Annotated in this window: 17 protein-coding genes; 7 read left to right on the forward strand and 10 right to left on the reverse strand. The window is 67.6% G+C overall.

Annotation, left to right across the window (positions count from 1 at the left end; all coding sequences use genetic code 11):
• Position 1: 1 nt before the first annotated feature.
• Positions 2-445 carry a GatB/YqeY domain-containing protein gene (locus LF63_RS02170; protein ID WP_043099315.1) on the reverse strand — a complete coding sequence of 148 codons (444 nt, stop codon included), beginning with the start codon at positions 443-445 and terminating at the stop codon, positions 2-4.
• 155 nt (positions 446-600) lie between these two features.
• Positions 601-816: a 30S ribosomal protein S21 gene (gene rpsU / locus LF63_RS02175; protein WP_043099318.1), complete on the reverse strand. Its 216-nt coding sequence runs from the start codon at positions 814-816 to the stop codon at positions 601-603.
• Positions 817-878: 62 nt separating this feature from the next.
• Here rpsU and tsaD point away from each other — a divergent pair, with 62 nt between their 5' ends.
• The 3 genes from tsaD to folK are packed head-to-tail and all read left to right on the forward strand — an operon-like array spanning position 879 to position 2,873.
• Positions 879-1,931: a tRNA (adenosine(37)-N6)-threonylcarbamoyltransferase complex transferase subunit TsaD gene (gene tsaD, locus LF63_RS02180; RefSeq protein WP_043099320.1), complete on the forward strand. Its 1,053-nt coding sequence runs from the start codon at positions 879-881 to the stop codon at positions 1,929-1,931.
• A 55-nt stretch (positions 1,932-1,986) separates the two neighbouring features.
• Positions 1,987-2,346, forward strand: coding sequence for a dihydroneopterin aldolase (folB, locus tag LF63_RS02185; RefSeq protein ID WP_043099322.1), 360 nt, complete (start codon positions 1,987-1,989; stop codon positions 2,344-2,346).
• Positions 2,343-2,873 carry a 2-amino-4-hydroxy-6-hydroxymethyldihydropteridine diphosphokinase gene (folK, locus tag LF63_RS02190; RefSeq protein WP_043099325.1) on the forward strand — a complete coding sequence of 177 codons (531 nt, stop codon included), beginning with the start codon at positions 2,343-2,345 and terminating at the stop codon, positions 2,871-2,873. The genes folB and folK overlap by 4 nt, the downstream gene beginning before the upstream one ends.
• Before the next feature lie 52 nt (positions 2,874-2,925).
• Here the strand turns inward: folK and LF63_RS02195 are convergent, their stop codons facing one another.
• Positions 2,926-3,462, reverse strand: coding sequence for a hypothetical protein (locus tag LF63_RS02195; RefSeq protein ID WP_043099327.1), 537 nt, complete (start codon positions 3,460-3,462; stop codon positions 2,926-2,928).
• Positions 3,463-3,526: 64 nt separating this feature from the next.
• The gene (locus LF63_RS02200) at positions 3,527-4,279 is read right to left on the reverse strand and encodes a pteridine reductase (protein WP_043099329.1); all 753 of its coding nucleotides are present in this window, start codon (positions 4,277-4,279) and stop codon (positions 3,527-3,529) included.
• Between the two features lie 59 nt (positions 4,280-4,338).
• Between LF63_RS02200 and LF63_RS02205 the strand changes: the two genes are divergently transcribed.
• From LF63_RS02205 to LF63_RS02220, 4 genes are all read left to right on the forward strand, one after another.
• Positions 4,339-5,646: a mechanosensitive ion channel family protein gene (locus tag LF63_RS02205; protein ID WP_052394578.1), complete on the forward strand. Its 1,308-nt coding sequence runs from the start codon at positions 4,339-4,341 to the stop codon at positions 5,644-5,646.
• A 24-nt stretch (positions 5,647-5,670) separates the two neighbouring features.
• On the forward strand, positions 5,671-6,525 hold the full coding sequence (locus LF63_RS02210; RefSeq protein ID WP_043099330.1) for a DUF6159 family protein: 855 nt from the start codon (positions 5,671-5,673) through the stop codon (positions 6,523-6,525).
• A gap of 297 nt (positions 6,526-6,822) precedes the next feature.
• Positions 6,823-8,982 (forward strand): TonB-dependent receptor, encoded by a 2,160-nt coding sequence (locus tag LF63_RS02215; protein ID WP_043099332.1) that lies wholly within the window; start codon positions 6,823-6,825, stop codon positions 8,980-8,982.
• A 255-nt stretch (positions 8,983-9,237) separates the two neighbouring features.
• The gene (locus tag LF63_RS02220; protein ID WP_043102946.1) at positions 9,238-10,431 is read left to right on the forward strand and encodes a class I SAM-dependent methyltransferase; all 1,194 of its coding nucleotides are present in this window, start codon (positions 9,238-9,240) and stop codon (positions 10,429-10,431) included.
• Positions 10,432-10,452: 21 nt separating this feature from the next.
• Here LF63_RS02220 and LF63_RS02225 read toward each other — a convergent pair whose 3' ends face one another.
• From LF63_RS02225 to LF63_RS02250, 6 genes are read right to left on the reverse strand one after another with little or no spacing between them, the layout of a single operon-like run.
• Positions 10,453-11,685 (reverse strand): multifunctional CCA addition/repair protein, encoded by a 1,233-nt coding sequence (locus LF63_RS02225; protein WP_043099333.1) that lies wholly within the window; start codon positions 11,683-11,685, stop codon positions 10,453-10,455.
• Positions 11,686-11,725: 40 nt separating this feature from the next.
• Positions 11,726-12,664, reverse strand: a complete 939-nt coding sequence (locus LF63_RS02230) for a complex I NDUFA9 subunit family protein (protein WP_043099336.1) — start codon at positions 12,662-12,664, stop codon at positions 11,726-11,728.
• 43 nt (positions 12,665-12,707) lie between these two features.
• Positions 12,708-14,813 (reverse strand): transglycosylase SLT domain-containing protein, encoded by a 2,106-nt coding sequence (locus LF63_RS02235; RefSeq protein ID WP_052394580.1) that lies wholly within the window; start codon positions 14,811-14,813, stop codon positions 12,708-12,710.
• 23 nt (positions 14,814-14,836) lie between these two features.
• A complete protein-coding gene (locus tag LF63_RS02240; RefSeq protein WP_235205257.1) occupies positions 14,837-15,631 on the reverse strand; it encodes an endonuclease/exonuclease/phosphatase family protein in 795 nt (264 codons plus the stop codon).
• Positions 15,632-15,678: 47 nt separating this feature from the next.
• Positions 15,679-16,323, reverse strand: coding sequence for a thiol:disulfide interchange protein DsbA/DsbL (locus LF63_RS02245; protein ID WP_043099340.1), 645 nt, complete (start codon positions 16,321-16,323; stop codon positions 15,679-15,681).
• Positions 16,324-16,355: 32 nt separating this feature from the next.
• Complete coding sequence (locus LF63_RS02250; RefSeq protein WP_043099341.1) at positions 16,356-17,255, reverse strand: thiol:disulfide interchange protein DsbA/DsbL; 900 nt, start codon at positions 17,253-17,255, stop codon at positions 16,356-16,358.
• Positions 17,256-17,349 lie beyond the last annotated feature (94 nt).

Consider the following 17,349-nt stretch of genomic DNA (forward strand, 5'->3'; position numbering starts at 1 on the left):
CTCAGCCCAGGCGCTGCTTGAGCTGCTTGGAGACTTCCGACATGTCGGCGCGGCCGGCGGCGCGGTCCTTCAGCAGGGCCATGACCTTGCCCATGTCGCGCATCGATTCGGCGCCGGTCTCGGTGATCGCGACGTCGATCAGGGCGCTGAGCTCGGCCTCGCTCAGCGGCGCGGGCAGGTAGGTCTCGATCACGCCGATCTCGAAGCGCTCGACCTCGGCCAGGTCCTCGCGGCCGGCGGCTTCGTACTGGCTGACGGAATCGCGGCGCTGCTTGAGCATCTTCTCCAGCACGGCCAGCACCTGCGGCTCGTCCAGTTCGATGCGCTCGTCGACTTCGCGCTGCTTGATCGCGGCGTTGATGAGACGGATCACGCCCAGGCGCGGCTTGTCGCCGCTGCGCATGGCGTTCTTCATGTCTTCGATGAGGCGGGCTTTGAGGCTCATGACGGCATCCTGAGGGTCGTGACGCGGCAAACGCGAAAAGCCGGTGTCGCATCCACGACACCGGCTGGTGCAGGCTCTAGATCGGTGCGCAAGGCAGATCGGGCCGGGCCGCCGAAGCGGTCGGGCGGATCAGCCGCGCGCGATAGGCCTGATGCTCAGTACAGACGCGTGCGGCGCGCGGTATCGCGCGACAGGCGGCGTAGGTGACGCTTCACCGCAGCCGCGCGCTTGCGCTTGCGCTCCTGGGTCGGCTTCTCGTAATACTCGCGCTTGCGAGTTTCGGCCAGCACGCCGGCCTTTTCGCAGGTACGCTTGAAGCGACGCAGGGCAAGCTCGAACGGCTCGTTCTCGCGGACTTTGACGCTGGGCATGGAATCTCCACTTGGTAAACTGGCCCGCTGAAATCGGGCGAGCCGCGAAGTATAACGTGCATATGAGCAAATTTTCAAAGCCTGTCTTGGGCATCGAGTCCTCGTGCGACGAGACCGGGGTGGCCCTGGTTTCGTGGGACCCGGACCAGCCCGGGCGCGGACTGCTGGCCCACACCCTGTATTCGCAGGTGAAGCTGCACGCCGACTACGGCGGCGTGGTGCCGGAGCTGGCCAGCCGCGACCACGTGCGCAAGCTGATGCCGCTGGTGCGTGAGACGCTGGACCGCGCCGGCCTGGGCATGCGCGATCTGGGCGGCGTGGCCTACACGGCCGGCCCCGGACTGGTCGGCGCGCTGCTGGTCGGCGCCAGCGCCGCGCGGGCGATGGCCTGGGCGCTGGACCTGCCGGCCATCGGCGTGCACCACATGGAGGGTCACCTGTTGGCGCCGCTGCTGGAACCCGATCCGCCGGAGCCGCCGTTCGTGGCGCTGCTGGTGTCCGGTGGGCACTCGATGCTGGTCGCGGTGCGCGGCATCGGCGACTACGAGGTGTTGGGCGACACCCTGGACGACGCCGCCGGCGAAGCCTTCGACAAGACCGCCAAGTTGATGGGTCTGCCCTATCCGGGTGGCCCGGTGCTGGCGGCCGAGGCGCTCAAGGGCGACCCGGGCGCCTACCATTTCGCCCGGCCGATGACCGATCGCCCCGGTCTGGATTTCAGTTTCTCGGGGCTGAAGACCCAGGTGCTGCTGGCCTGGAACAAGAGCGACCGCAGCGAGCAGACCCGCGCCGACGTCGCCAGCGGCTTCGAGCAGGCCATCGTCGAGACGCTGGCGATCAAGTGCCGCCGTGCGCTGGAGGCGACGGGCATGTCGCGGCTCATCATCGCCGGCGGCGTCGGCGCCAACCGTCGTCTGCGCGCGCAACTGGCCGAGGCCGGCGAGCGCGAAGGCTTCAGCGTGCACTTCCCGCGGCTGGAGTTCTGCACCGACAACGGCGCGATGATCGCGCTGGCCGGCGCCATCCGGCTCGCCGCCGGGCAGGCGCAGGGGCCGCAGATCAAGGTGCAGCCACGCTGGAGTCTGGACACGCTGGATCCCGTGGCGACCGCCTGAGGCGTCGCCCGCTACACTGGTCGGCCCGCAAGGCATCAAGCATCCGAGGAAGCGCATGGACATCGTCTTTATCGAGCGACTCAAGATCGACACCATCATCGGCATCTACGAGTGGGAGCGGATGGTGCGCCAGACGGTGACGCTGGATCTGGAGATGGCGTTCGACAACACCGCGCCGGCCGCCACCGACAAGATCGAGGACGCGCTCAACTACAAGGCCGTGTCCAAGCGCCTGATCGAATTCGTCGAGGCATCGGATTTCGGTCTGGTCGAGACTCTGGCCGAACGCTGCGCGCAGATCGTGCGCGAGGAATTCGGCGTGGCCTGGCTGCGCCTGCGCCTGCGCAAGCCGGGCGCGGTGCGCGGCGCCAAGGCCGTCGGCGTGCAGATCGAGCGCGGTACGCGTCCCGCATGACCGCGGTGCTTCTGAGCCTGGGCAGCAACATCGAGCCCGAGCGTCATCTGCGCGCGGCGCTGGCGGCGCTGCGCGAACGCTTCGGCGCGCTGCGTGTTTCGCCGACCTACCGCACCGCATCCGTGGGCTTCGAGGGTGACGATTTTCTCAATCTCGGCGTCGGTCTCGACACCGATCTCGAACCCGAGGCGCTGAACGCGTGGCTGCATGCGCTGGAAGACGCCCAGGGACGCCGCCGCGACGGCCCGCGTTTCTCCAGTCGCACGCTGGACATCGACATCGTGCTGTTCGGCGACCGCGTGGTGAACGGTCCGGGCCATCTGCAGATTCCGCGCGACGAGCTGCGTCACGCCTTCGTGCTGAAACCGCTGGCCGACATCGCGCCCGAAGCCGTGGTGCCCGGCGACGGCCGCACGCTGGCGCAGCTGTGGTCCGTGCATCCGGATCACGACCGGGCCTTCGAGGCCTGTGTGCTGGAACCGACCGCGACGGGCGCTTCCGCGAGCGAGTCGCCATCCGGTTCGTGACGCTGCGCAAGCAGGATTTGGTCGGCGTCTGGCCCTCAAGCGTTTCATCTCATCATGCATCGCGCCGACGGCTAGGATTTCGTCTGGCCGGGCATGTAGCGCGACACGCCGATCTGCGCCGACGACGGCTGCGCCCGCGTCGCGCGGAACCGCGATCCGCTGCCTGACCCGACGCCGGAGGATCGCGCCTGCGAGTCCAACTTCTACACCAGCACCTATGCCCTGGATCTCGTGCACGGTCGTGTCGTGCACACGCCGCGCCGAACTCGATCTCCATGGCGATCCTGATCAGGCCGGGATAGTAGAACCCGTATGGCTGGCGGATGGCACCCAGATAGTTCTCGTCGCCCATCGACTCGCGATACATCCTCTGGTGGCCTGCATCGGGCGGCTCCCGGCCGATTTCGATGAGTTCGCGAGGATGTTTCTTCAGAAACAGGCGCAGCTGCAGCCGGGTGGTGATGGAGAACGCATGGAGTTCTCCCATCATTTCCGCCAGATCGTCCATCGAAGCGCAATCACTGCGCTTGGGGAACAGCTCCCGCATCGTCTTGTGCAAGTAGGCGAGGTCGAAGGTCTCGCGGTCCATGGCTTTTCGTCGACTCGCGATGGGGTCCATGCACACGCTGGGACGGTGTGCGTTCGACGGCCGATCACACCCAGTGCGCGTCGCGGCCGCCGTCCACGCGCAGGATCTGGCCGGTGACGAAGCCGGCGTCCATCAGCAGCCAGCGCACGCTTTCGGCGATGTCCTCCACCGTGCCGGTGCGCGCCAGCGGCGTGTTGGCCAGCATGGTCTGGCGCGCCGCCGGGTCGCCTTCGTTTTCGGGCCACAGGATCGCGCCAGGGGCGACGGCGTTGACGCGCACCTCCGGACCGAGCGCGGCGGCCATGCCGCGGGTCAGCGCTTCCAGCGCGGCCTTCGATGCGGCGTAGGCGAGCAGGTCCGGACGCGGGCGTGCGGCATGCAGGTCGGTGAGATGGACGATCGCGCCGTGTGTGGCGCGCAGTGCGGGTGCGGCGGCCTGGCACAGCAGGAACGGCGCGCGCGCGTTGACCGCGAACAGCGTGTCCCACTGCGCGGCCGTGGTGGTCTCCAGCGGCGAGGCGAAGAAGGCCGAGGCGTTGTTGACCAGGGCGTCGAGCCGGCCGAAACGCTGCAGCGCAGCGTCGACGAGGACCTTGGCGGCCTCCGCGTCGGCGAGATCGGCGGCGACGGCGTGCACGGAGTTTTCGCGCGCCGCCGTCAGCTCCATGCACAGCGCCTGGATGGCCTCGTCCGAGTTTCGGTAGTGCAGCAGCAGGTCGTAACCGGCGGCATGCAGACGGCGCGCGATGCCCGCGCCGATGCGGCGGGCGGCGCCGGTGATCAGCGCGACGGGGCGGGAGGTTTTATGGCTCTGCATTGGATGCGCGCACCTGTGTGGCTATGCTCTTGTACTTGCCTCCAGTGTCCCGCTTTTCGATGGAACAGATCAAAGACCTGCTCGATTCGCCGTTTGCGTTGACGGCACTGTACGCCCTCGGCCTGGTATTGCTGGCGTGGCTGACCAACATCGTCACCCGCCGCGTGCTGCTGCGCCTGGTGCGCGCGGTGACGCATCGCACCGCCTGGCGCTGGGACGATGCGATGCTGGACGCTGGCGTGTTCAAGCGTCTGGCGCAGATCGTGCCGATGCTGGTGATCCAGTTCGGCATCAAACTGGTGCCCAACGTGCCGGACAGCTGGGACATCGGCATCCAGCGCCTGGCGATGGCGATGACCATCGTCTATAGCTTTCTCGCGCTCAGCGCCGTGTTCAACGCGCTGGAGTCGCTGTACCAGGAGACGCCGCACGCGCGCATGCGCTCGATCAAGGGCTATGTGCAGCTGGTCAAGATCATGCTGTTCGTGGTCGGCGCCATCGTCATCATCGCCACCCTGATCAATCGCTCGCCGCTGCTGCTGCTGTCCGGCCTGGGCGCGATTTCGGCGGTGCTGCTGTTGGTGTTCAAGGACACCATTCTGAGTCTCGTCGCCAGCGTGCAGATCGCCACCAACGACATGCTGCGCGTGGGCGACTGGATCTCGATGCCGCAGTTCAACGCCGACGGCGACGTCATCGACATCGCCCTGCACACGGTGAAGGTGCAGAACTGGGACAAGACCATCACCACCATCCCGACCTGGCGGCTGATCTCCGATTCGTTCCAGAACTGGCGCGGCATGCAGGACGCCGGCGCGCGGCGCATCAAACGCGCGCTGTATCTGGACGCCGGCAGCACGCGCTTCCTCGACGACGAGGAGAAGAAGCATCTGCGTCGCTTCCGCCTGCTCAAGGACTACCTGCAGAAGAAGCACGACGAACTGGCCGAATGGAACGCCGCGCTCGGCGATCCGGGCAAGGTGCCGGTCAACCAGCGCCGGCTGACCAATCTCGGCACGTTCCGCGCCTACGCGCTGGCCTACCTGCAGGCGCACCCGCGCATCAACCACGACCTGACCTGCATGGTGCGCGTGCTCGATCCGACGCCGGCGGGCATCCCGGTCGAGGTGTACTGCTTCACCGACACCACGGTGTGGGTCGAGTACGAGGGCATCCAGGGCGATATCTTCGATCATCTGATGGCGATCCTGCCGGAGTTCGGTCTGGCGCTGTTCCAGCAGCCCAGCGGTCGCGACATGCGCATCGGCTTCGGGCGCATGGGCGAGGGCGTCGTCTCCGGCGCGGCCGATGCGCGACTGGATTCGGGCGCGCGCGATGCGCACAATGGCGGGCAGTCGAACACGTAGCGCCGAAGGCGCGGGGGAGGGGAGATGGCCGGTCGATTCGCACGGAGCTGGGCGCTGGCGAAGGCCAGTGCGGGCATGCTGAACAAGGAGCGCCGCCTGCTGGTGTTTCCGCTGCTGTCGAGCGTGTGCTGCCTGCTGGTGCTGGCCAGCTTCGCGGCGCCGGTGTTCGCCGCCCTCGAGGCACGGGGCGGCGCGTCGGCACAGGAACTCCAGCATTCGGTCGGCTTCTACATCGGCCTGTTCGTGTTCTACGTCGTGCAGTACAGCGTGATCTTCTTCTTCAACACCGCGCTGGTCGGTTCGGCTATGGCCTGCATGAACGGCGAGCGGCCGACGGTCGGCGACGGCCTGCGCCTGGCCGCCTCGAAGTGGCCGCAGATCTTCGGTTATGCGTTGATCGCGTCGACCGTGGGCATGCTGCTGCGTGCGCTGCAGGAACGGTTGGGCCTGATCGGCCGTCTCGTGATCGGCCTGATCGGGCTGGCCTGGACCGTGGCGACTTTCCTGGTGGTGCCGGTGCTGGCGGCGACCGACGTCGGCCCGTACGAAGCGGTCAAGCGCAGCACGCAGCTGCTCAAGCGCACCTGGGGCGAAAACATCATCGGCAATGCCGGCATCAGTGTGGTGTTATCGCTGGGCTTCATGCTGATCGTGGCGGTGCTGTTCGCCGGCGTCATCTTCAGCGTGTCGCTGCACGCGGCGGTGTTGATCCCGGTGCTAGCGGTGCTCGGCGTGCTGGCTTTCATCGCGCTGGCGCTGATCCAGTCGGCGCTGCAGGGCATCTATGCCGCAGCGCTGTACCGTTACGCCGAGTATGGCGATGCCGGCAATGGCTTCGATCAGGCGCTGCTGGACCAGGCATTCCGCAGCAAGCGCTGAATGTGCGCAGGCGTCGCCATCGGCGGCGCCGCTCCAGCGGTTTTCATCGTCCCGTTCGTCGCAGCGAACGCGCGCGAACGGGCGCTGACCGCAGCATGAGATCGCGCTTCACGTGGCGTGTCAGGCGTTGCCCGACGCGCTGCCCAGCGGTGTCGATTCTGTCCTGAAACTCTTGTCCCGCGACGGTGGCGCCCGGACCATGACTTCCGGGCCATGAGTGTTTGCCGGGTGTGAATGTAACATTATAACATTACAGTTTTCGCCTCCCCTCAACGCTTGCCTGGAACCACCGTCCCGATGAAGAAAACCACGCTCGCCCTGGGTCTCACCCTGGCCCTGTCCGCTCCGTCCGTGTTCGCCGCCACGCAGCCGGTCTCGCCCCAGCCGGCCTCGGATGCCGATGCCAACCATGGTCAGAGCCAGAAGCAGGCCGTCGATCTGAACGCGGTCGAAGTCAGCACCACGCTGGACCAGTCGCGCAACGCGCTGTCGCCGGAGACCGGCAGCAGCCAGTACGTGATCAATCAGCAGGCCATCCAGAAGCTGCCGCTGGGCGACGCCACGCCGGTCAACCAGGTGCTGCTGCAGGCGCCGGGCGTGGTCAAGGATTCCTACGGCGGACTGCACGTGCGCGGCGATCATGCCAACCTGCAGTACCGCATCAACGGCGTGGTGATTCCCGAGTCGATCTCCGGTTTCGGCCAGACGCTGGACACCCGCATCATCCAGAACGTGAAGCTGCTCGACGGCGCGCTGCCGGCGCAGTACGGCGAGCGCACCGCCGCGGTGGTCGACATCACCACCAAGAACGGCCACGCGCTGGGCAACGGCGGCAGCGTCGGCATCACCGGCGGCTCGTTCGGCACCATCAATCCGAATGCCTCGGTGTGGGGCAGCAGCGGACGCTGGAGCTTCTTCGGCACCGCCAATTTCCTGCAAAGCGACATCGGCATCGAGAATCCGACTTCCAGCCGCAAGCCGATCCACGATCACACCAATCAGGTGAAGGGCTTCGGCGACCTGAGCTATCTGGTCAACGACCACACCCGCGTCAGCTTCATGTTCGGCGTGACCAACAATCGGTTCCAGATCCCCAACAATCCGGATCAGCAGCCGCAGTTCCAGTACATGAACCAGACCACGTTCAACTCGGCGGATCTGGACGAGCGCCAGAGCGAGAACACGCGCTTCGGTGTGCTGACGCTGCAGGGCAAGCTGGGTCAGACCGACTATCAGGTGTCGCTGGGCCAGCGCTACAGCAGCCTGGACTTCATGCCGGACATGGTGGGCGACCTGATGTTCAACGGCGTCAGCTCGGCCATCGACCGCAGCAACCGCGCCAGCACGTTGCAGGCCGATTTCTCCACGCCGCTCAACGACACCAATACGCTGCGCTACGGCGTCTACGGCAGCTTCGAGCGCGCGCTCAGCACCAACAACGCCTACGTGTTCCCGGCCGACGCCAACGGCAACCAGACCAGCACCACGCCGATCAACATCGTCGACGGCAACCAGATCGTCGCCAAGACCTGGGCCGCCTACGTGCAGGACGAGTGGAGCATCGGCGACAAGTGGACCGTGAACTACGGCCTGCGCGGCGACAAGTACGAAGCCTTCCGCACCGAGAGCCAGCTCAGCCCGCGTCTGGGCGTGGTCTACCAGGCCACCGACAACACCACCGTCCATGCCGGTTACGCGCGCTACTTCACGCCGCCGGCCACCGAGCTCATCAGCACCGACAACATCGCCAAGTTCGCCGGCACCACCAACGCGCTGCAGGGCGCCAACGGCAACGACACGCCGCTGTCGCAGCGCTCGGACTACTTCGACCTGGGCGTGCAGCAGAACGTCGGCAACCATCTGACGCTGGGCGTGGACGCCTATTACCGCAAGGTGCAGCGTCTGCAGGACGAAGGTCAGTTCGGCGCCGCGCTGGTGTATTCGACCTTCAACTACGCCAAGGGCCGCATCCACGGCGTCGAGTTCACCGCCAACTACGCCAATGGCCCGCTGTCGGCGTACTTCAACCTGGCGCTGAGCCGCGCGATGGGCGAGCGCGTCATCACCAGCCAGTACAACTTCGCTCCCGAAGATCTGGCCTACATCGCCGATCACTACATCCACCTCGATCACGACCAGAAGGTGGCCTCGTCCGGCGGTATCAGCTACGACCTCGGCAACGCCACCACGGTCGGCGCGAACTACATTCTCGGCAGCGGCCTGCGCAAGGATGGCGCGGTGCCGAACGGCGCCTCGCTGCCGTACTACTTCCAGATGAACCTGAGCGTGTCGCACGACTTCAGCTTCGCCGATACCGGCAAGCTGCACACGCAACTGGCGCTCATCAATGCGCTCGACCGCACCTACGAGCTGCGTGACGGCAGCGGTATCGGCGTCGGCGCTCCGCAATTCGGTCCTCGTCGCGGTCTGTACCTGTCCGTGCAGAAGGACTTCTGATCACCGTCCCCGCGGTTCGCACACCGCGTCCGGCCAGCGTGCCGGGCGCGGTCTGCGTCTTGGGGGCGCGGCAGGGCAAACCGCCCGGCCCGTAAGGCGCGCCCGCGTGGGCGCTCTATCCGTCCACGACGCATCGCGCGGGGCTAGGACAGCGTAGTCAACGTGGTGTTCGCTGCGGACGATGATTGGCCGCGGTCGCGGCTCCGGCAGGCGGCATCGGCTATCCTTGCGGCGATGAATTCGAACGCCATCCCCATGCATCCCTCGCTGCCCGAACCCGACGCCGAAGAACGCGCGCACGCCGAACGACTGGCCGAACACCTGCGCGAGGAAATCGCCGCGCAGGGGCCGATGCCGTTCTCGCGCTTCATGGAGCGTTGCCTGTACGCGCCGGGGTTGGGTTACTACAGCGCCGGCAAGCCGAAGTTCGGCGCGGCCGGCGATTTCATCACCGCGCCCGAGTTGGGCGATCTGTTCGCGCAGTGCGTGGCGCAGACGCTGGCGCCGGCGTTGCGCGCGCTGGGTCCGCAGGCGGAGATGATCGAGCTGGGCGGCGGCAGCGGCGCGTTCGCCGAGGCGGCCATCAAGGCGCTCGATGCCGCCGGCGCGATGCCCTATCGCTATCGCATTCTCGAACCCAGTGCGGATCTGCGCGAACGTCAGGGCGAACGCCTGCGCATGGCGTTGCCGGCGAAGCTGTTCGCGCGCGTGACCTGGCTGGAGCGTCCGCCGGAGCAGGCCTGGCGCGGCGTGCTGTTCGCCAACGAAGTCATCGACGCGCTGCCCACGACACGCTTCACGCTGCACGAGGGCGAGGTGTTCGAGGAGCATGTCGAGATCGACGACGAGGGCGGTTTCCGGCGCAGCGCGCGCCCGGCCGATCCGCTGGTGGCGGGTGCGGTGCGGCATCTGGAACGTGCGCTCGGCGAGCGTTTCGTGGATGGCTACCGTTCCGAAATCCTGCCGCAGCTGCCGTACTGGATACAGGCGGTCGGCGGCACGCTGGAGGCAGGGCTGATGCTGTTCGTCGACTACGGCTATCCGCGCGCCGAGTACTACCATCCCGAGCGCACCGACGGCACGCTGCGCGCGTTCTATCGTCAGCGCATGCATGGCGACGTGTTGCGCCATCCCGGGCTGCAGGACCTGACCGCTTCGGTCGATTTCACCGCGCTGGCCGAGGCCGGCGTGCATGCGGGCTTCGAGATGGCGGCGTATCTGCCGCAGGCGCAGTTCCTGATCGCCAGCGGCTTGCAGGAGGCGTTCCAGCAGGCGCACGCGCAGGCGCAGGACGAGCAAGCGCGCTATGCGCTGGCGCAGGAGGTCAAGCACCTGACCCTGCCGGGCGAGATGGGCGAACGCTTCCAGGTGATGCTGTTCACGCGCGGCCTGGACGCCGACGCGCTGCCTCGGGATGTGCGTCTGGCGGATCGTTCGCAGCGTCTCTGAAGCGCGCCGCCTTCGGGGCGCTTACGTGGCGGCGGGTTTGTCCAGGGCGGCGATGGCCTTGATCCGTGCGCGCTGCATGGCTTCGCCGATGGCCGGTCCCTGCAGTCCTTGTTCGAGGAACGGCGCGGCCGTGACGGCCGCGGCGGTCGCGCGCGCGGCGCGCAGGAAGTCGGCTTGCGGATAGGCGTCCTCGGCGTGTCCGGTGCGGCCGCGTGCGTCGGCTTCACAGGCGGTCAGGAACACGTCCAGCCGCTCTGGCCGGCGCAGGGCGTCGAGCTTGTCGAGCAGGCCGAGCACGGTCTTCGGTTTCAGCTGCAAGGCGCGATGCGCATGCAGGTGTTCGCGGCAGACCAGCAGGCCCAGTTCGCGGTGCTCGGTGGGCAGTTTCAGGCGCTCGGCCAGCGCTCGCAGCGGTTCGGTGCCGCGCTGCTCGTGCATGATGTGGCGCGGCCATTCGGCTTCCGGCGTGCGCGCCTTGCCGAGGTCGTGGACCAGGGCGCAGAAGCCGACCAGATCGTCGCCGGGCGCGAGTCGTGCTGCCATGTCCACGACCAGTTCGACATGTACGCCGGTGTCGACTTCCGGATGGTATTCGGCGCGCTGCGGCACGCCGTACAGCGCGTCGATTTCGGGGAACAGCACGCGCAGCGCGCCAGCCTGGCGCAGTACCTGCAGGAATGCCGATGGTTGCGGTTCGCGCAGCGCCTTGCGGGTTTCGGCCCAGACACGTTCGGGCACCAGGTGATCGATTTCGCCGTCGGCGGTCATGCGCTGCATCAGCGTCATGGTTTCCTCGGCGACACGGAAACCCAGCGGTGCGTAGCGCGCGGCGAAGCGGGCCACGCGCAGCACGCGCACCGGGTCCTCGACGAACGCCGGCGAGACGTGGCGCAGCACGCGCGCTTCGAGATCCGCCGCACCGCCGAACGGGTCGACCAGCGTACCGTCCGCGTCCTCGGCCATCGCGTTGATGGTGAGGTCGCGGCGCGCCAGATCCTGTTCCAGCGTCACCGTCGGCTCGGCGTGGAAGGTGAAGCCGTGGTAGCCGCGACCGCTCTTGCGCTCGGTGCGCGCGAGTGCGTATTCCTCGCCGGTGCGCGGATGCAGGAACACCGGGAAGTCGCTGCCGACGGGCTTGTAGCCGGCTTCGATCAGTTCGTCGGGGCGTGCGCCGACGACCACGTAGTCGCGATCGACGACGGGGCGTTCGAGCAGCTTGTCGCGGACCGCGCCGCCGACCAGATAGATGCGCATGGCCGCATTGTGCCATGCGCGTGGCGCAGGGAAGGGCCGCTCAGCGCGGTTGCTGGCGCATGTGATCGAGCTGCCGTTGCCGGCCCGCGTCGGCGACCAGGATCGGCAGCAGAGCGTCGAAACGATGTGCGACGATGCCTAGTTCCTGCAGGCCGTCGCGCTTGCCGACCGAGGCCGTGCGCAGCGACTTGAAGTTGTCCAGCGTGAACGGCTTGCCCGGCAGCAGGCCCAGCATGCGCGCCTGCAGGCGGCCGAGCAGATCGGGCAGGCCCAGCACGGCGCGTCGCAGGCCGGCCGCGTCGCGGATCATGCGCACGATCTGCGCCAGCGTGTAGGTCTGCGGGCCGTACAGCTCGAAGGTGCGCCGGCTGCTCGCTGTCCCGTCGGCCACGCAACGCGCGATGGCCTCGGACACGTCGCCGGCGAAGATCGGCGCCATCTGCGCCTCCGGGCGCGCCAGCGGCATCACGGGGGCCATGCGCAGCAGGGCATGGAAGCGTGAGATCAGGCCGTCGCCGAGTCCGTAGATGACGCTCGGCTGATAGATCGTCCAGTTCAGCGGCGAGGCTTTCACCGCGGCCTCGGCTTCACCGCGCGATTTCAGATAGTTCGACAGGCCCTGGCCGGCCTTCAGCGAACTCATCTGATGCAGTCGCTCCACACCCGCTTCCTGGCAGGCCTCGATGACGCGGCGGGTCAGCGCCACATGCACCTGCTCGAAGCTCTGCTGGTGGGTTTCGTTGAGGATGCCGACAAGGTTGATCACCGCGTCGGCGCCGCGGAAGTGGCCGACCAGCGCTTCGCGCGCATGCACATCGGCGCTGCGCACTTGTACGTGGGGCAGCACCGCCAGCGCGCGATGCTGCTCGCGGTTGCGTGACAGCAGGATCAGCCGATGGCCGTCCGCCGCCAGTCGCGGAACGAGGTAGCGACCGACGAATCCGGTCGCGCCGAGTAGGACGAGCGTCTGAGTCTTCATGCGCCCCGGATTGTGCTTGATCGCGCGCCGGTCGCCTACCCCGTCAGGGGGCCACGGAGGATGCCGCGGCCGGCGAAGTCTTCGCCGGCGCGCTGGGGCATTGCACCGGTTCGCGCGGCGTCTTCGCGTTCGGCGGCGTGTAGGGCTTGCCGAAACGCGGCATGCGTTGCGACAGCGGCACGGTGCGCTGATGCAGTCGCCAGTCGTACAGCACGCTGAAGGCCATCACCCGGGCAACGTATTCGCGAGTTTCGTGGAACGGAATGGTGGCGACGAAGATGTCCGGCGGCAGGTCGCCGCGCGCGGCGAGCCACTTGTCGACTTGCTGCGGACCGGCGTTGTAGGCCGCGCTGGCCAGCCACGGCGCACCGCCGTAGCGCGTGGCCATGTTCGCCAGATAATGCGTACCCAGGGCGATGTTGAGCTTCGGGTCGTACAGGTCCTCGGCGCCGCCGAAAGGCAGCTTCAGCTGCTTCGCCACCACGCGTGCGGTGCTGGGCAGGAGCTGCATCAATCCGTAGGCGTCGGCGCCCGAGCGCGCGTCGGTCACCCACGCGCTCTCGGCGCGGATCAGGGCGTAGGCCCAGGCCGGATCGATGCCGGCGTCCTTTGCCTGTTCGCTGACCCGATCCTGGCGCGCGAGCGGGAAGCGCTGATCGTAGAGTTTGAGCGCATCGCCGCTGCTGAAGGTGAAGATGGCCCGGTCGTACCAGCCACGCTGATAGGCCAGCATCGCCGCCAGATGGCGGGTGTCGGCGCTGGCTCCGCGCAAGGCATGCACCCATTCGCGGCGCGCCAGCTTGGGCAGATGCACGGCGAACAGCTCGAACGCGCGGTTCAAGCCGGGGTTGGCCAGCAGCGCGGTCTCGTCGATCGGCGCGTCGGCGACATGCGCGGGGCAGATGGTGTACGGCTCGTTCAGCCGGTCGGCGGCGAGGAAACCGAAGTAGGTGGTCTGATCGGCGAGATCGGCATAGGCCTTGTCGGCCGCATGCTTGTGGCCCAGCGCGCCCAGGGCGCGGGCGTGGAAGTAGCGCCACTCGCTGTCCTGCTGCTGTGCCGGTGGCATGGCCGCGTAGGCATCGATCACACCCTGCCAGTCGCGCCGCGCCAGCGCCACCCGCAAACGCCAGCTGCGCGTGGCATCGCTTTGCGCGGCCTTGGGCAGATGGCGCAATCGCTGGATCGCGTCGCTGGTGAAGTCGGTGGCGGTGAACAGCGCGATGTCGTGTTCGATGTCGTGTCGCTGCGATGCGGTGAAATGCAAGTGGCGACGCAGCTTCGGCCACAGCGCATCGGCACCGGTGCTGCTCTTGCGCGCCAGCCGCTGCAGCGCGATGGCGGCGGCCTGGCGGTTGCGCGTGTCGTCGGGCCAGTGCACGGCGGCGGCCGCGGCCTGCGCGGGCTGTCGCAGTGCCTGGGCCAGTCGCTTGGCGTGCATGGCCTCGTTGCCGTGCAGCCACTGCGCCAGCGCCGCCACGGTGCCGCCGCGTCCGGCTTTGACGGCGCGGTCGATGCGTTCCCAGAGCCGCTTGCGCGTCAGCAGTTTGTGATCGTGCGCCCAGGCCAGCACCGGGTCGCAGTCGGCGGGCAGGGCGGTGTGCTGCCACAGGCCGGCGAGGTCGCGGTCGAAGTCCAGCCGCTGTCCGGCGGCCAGCTTGCCCTGCAGGTGATCGCAGGTCAGCGTGGCGCCGAGTCCCGGCCGGTACAGCGCGTTGAAGCCGGCCCAATCGCGACGGCGCGCCAGTTCGTGCAGGAAGTCGCGGCGCAGGTCATCGGCCGGCAGCATGTCCGGCCAGGTGTTGAGGTAGCGCTCGACCTGCGCGCGGGTGACGGTGCGCAGCTGGTTTTCCAGCGCTGCCGCCTGCAGGTACGGATACAGCGGATAGTTCTTCAGGCCGGCGGCCTGCTTGCGCCAGGCCGGGTCGCCGCGTTCGGCGCTGGCGTAGGCCTGGATGAAGGCCTTGCGTTGCGCTTCGCGTGGCATCGTCGACGCAGCCGAAGCGGTGGCGGAGGAGGACGCGGCGGCAGTTTGCGCGGAGGCATGCACGGCGACGGCCGGCAGTCCGCAGCTGAGCAGCAAGGCGATGGCGCGCAGCCCCTTCCGCGCGATGTTCGGAGCGTTCGACAGCAAAAAATCCATGAGCATGGTGCTTCCGTGGGCGGAGCGGGTCAGTGCATGGCCAGCTCCATGGGCAGTTCGATTTCCGCGGCGAGCGGAAGGTGATCCGAAAAAGCGTCCGGCAGCGTCCATTGACGACGCAGGCGCAGGTCCGGAGACAGCAGAATGTGGTCGATCGCACGACGCGGACGCCAGCTCGGAAACGTCGGCTGCGCCTGCGCGGGCGGTTGCAGCGATGTGCGCTCGAACAGGCGGCGCATCTCGCTGCTGTCGGGGTCGGTGTTGAGGTCTCCCATGAGAATCGCGTGTGGATGGGAGCCTAGCAATTCGGCGATGAATGCCAGCTGCCGTTCGCGCGCCTGCGGACCCAGCGCCAGATGCGCGACCACCACCACCAGCGCGTCGTCGCCCTCGCCGAAACGCGCCAGGAGCGCGCCGCGTCCGCGGCCGGGCAATGGGTAGTCGACCACCTGTATCGGCTGTACGCGACTGATCAGGCCGTTGGCCGAATGCGCCAGGCGCGCCATCTGCCGGTTCGGCTGATGGCTCCAGAACGGCATGCCGGACGACTCGGCCAGATAGCGTGTCTGGTTGCGGAATCCCGAGCGCAGACTGCCGGCGTCGGTTTCCTGCAGGCCGATGACGTCGAACTCCGGCAGGATGCGCGCCAGGCTGTCGAGGTTGTCCTGCTTGGCACGGGTCGGCAGCACGCTGGCCCAGCTGCGGGTGACGTACTGGCGGTAGCGCTGCACGCTGGCGCCGGCCAGGATGTTGCAGCTCAGCACGCGCAGGATGCGGGAAGTGGGGCCGGTCATGCCGCCAAGGTAGCGGTCCGTTGAGGACATCGGCAAGCGACGCGTCGCCGCGTCGCCTGCCGTGTTCAGGAACGGGTTCAGGAACCCTTGTGCAGTTCGCGCTGGACCAGCCAGTGGGTCAGGTCGAGCAGCTGGTCGTAGCTCTTGATGTGGTTGCTGCGGTAAGTGCCGTCGACCACGATGGTCGGCGTGCCGTCGACGCCCCAGTCGGCGATCAGGGCATTGCCGCGGGCGATGGCCTGATCCGTTTCCTTGGAGTTGGCGATCTGCAGGAACTTCGCCTTGTCCACGCCCTGGCGGGCGTAGAAGTCGGCCAGTTCGTCGAGCGTGTTGATCGGGTAGCGCTCCTCGAACTTCTCCCTGAACAGCTCCAGATGCGTCTGCTTCAGCACGCCGAGCTTCTGCGCGGCGTAGTAGGCGCGGGCGTACGGTTCCCAGGCCGGGCTGAACGAGGCCGGCAGCAGCTTGAACTGCACGCCCTTGGGCAGCGACTTGCGCAGCTTTTCGGCATCGGGCGCGAAGTGTGCGCAATGGACGCAGCCGTAGGAGAACACCTCGACCACCTCGACCTTGCCGCTATCGGACAGGCGCTGCGGCTTCGGGATGGTGACGTACTCGTTGCCGTCGGTGAACGAGGCAGCCTTGTTGGCGCCGTTGTCCTGGGCCGAGCAGGCGCTGGCCAGAGCGATGCCGAACACGAGCAGGGCGATGCGTTTGATCATGATGTTCTCCGGAAATTCTGCGATGCGCGGGATCAGTGTCCCGACGCTTCCTTGGCGACCAGCCACTGCGCCAGTTCGATGGCCTGCTTTCCACCGCCGGCGCTCTGGAAGTCGAATCGGTACTTGCCGTCGACGATGAACGTCGGCGTACCAGGGACACCGTAGGATTTGATCAGTTCATCGGCGCGCTTCATCTTGGTGTTGATGCTGAACGAATTGGCCACGCCGAGGAACTGCTGCTCGCTGACACCGTAGTGCTTGGCGAAGAACTTGGCGAAGGCGTCGATGCCCGGCCAGTCGGCGCGCTCTTTCGGACGACCGGAAGCCAGGTCGTAGGTGGCCAGTTCGCCGCTCTTCCAGGCGGCGTCGAACACGGCGTCGTAGCTCTTGCGGGCCACGCCCAGCGCCTGCGCGGCGTAGAAGGCGCGCTGATAGACCACCCAGTTCTCGTCCGGCCGGAACGCGGCGGGCAGGTATTCCATGGTGGCGTAGTCCGGCAGCGCCTTGCGCATGCTGTCGACCAGGGGATGGTAGGCGTTGCAGGCCGGGCAGCCCCACGAGAACACTTCGACCACCTCGACCTTGTTGGTCGAGCTGACCTTGGGCTGCGCGGGGCTGATGACGAAGTAGTTCTTGCCGGCGACCCACTTGCCGGTGTCCTTGAAGTCGACCTTGGACGGATCGATCGCGGGTGCGCTGGCGGTGTCGTTGTCGCTGGCGGTGCCGTCACCGGCCGGCGTCGCCGCGCTGTCGCTGGCGGCCGGCGTGGCGGCGGTGGAGGCGCTGGCGGCGGACGAAGACGGCGCCGGTGCGGCAGGCGCGGTCGCCGGAGCGGCGGGTGTCGGAGCGCTGGCGGTATCGGCGTCGCCGGAATGCGAGCCGCAGGCGGCCAGGAACAGAGAACAGATCAGGATCGGCAGTGCTTTGCGCATCGGGACTCTCCGTAGAAAACGGCTCCCGCGCCGATGCCGGTGTCACGCTTCAGGCCGGGAACCCATGCCCCGCCGCGGCGGGGCTGTGGCTGGT

The organism is Oleiagrimonas soli, assembly GCF_000761445.1.
Lineage (GTDB): Bacteria > Pseudomonadota > Gammaproteobacteria > Xanthomonadales > Rhodanobacteraceae > Oleiagrimonas > Oleiagrimonas soli.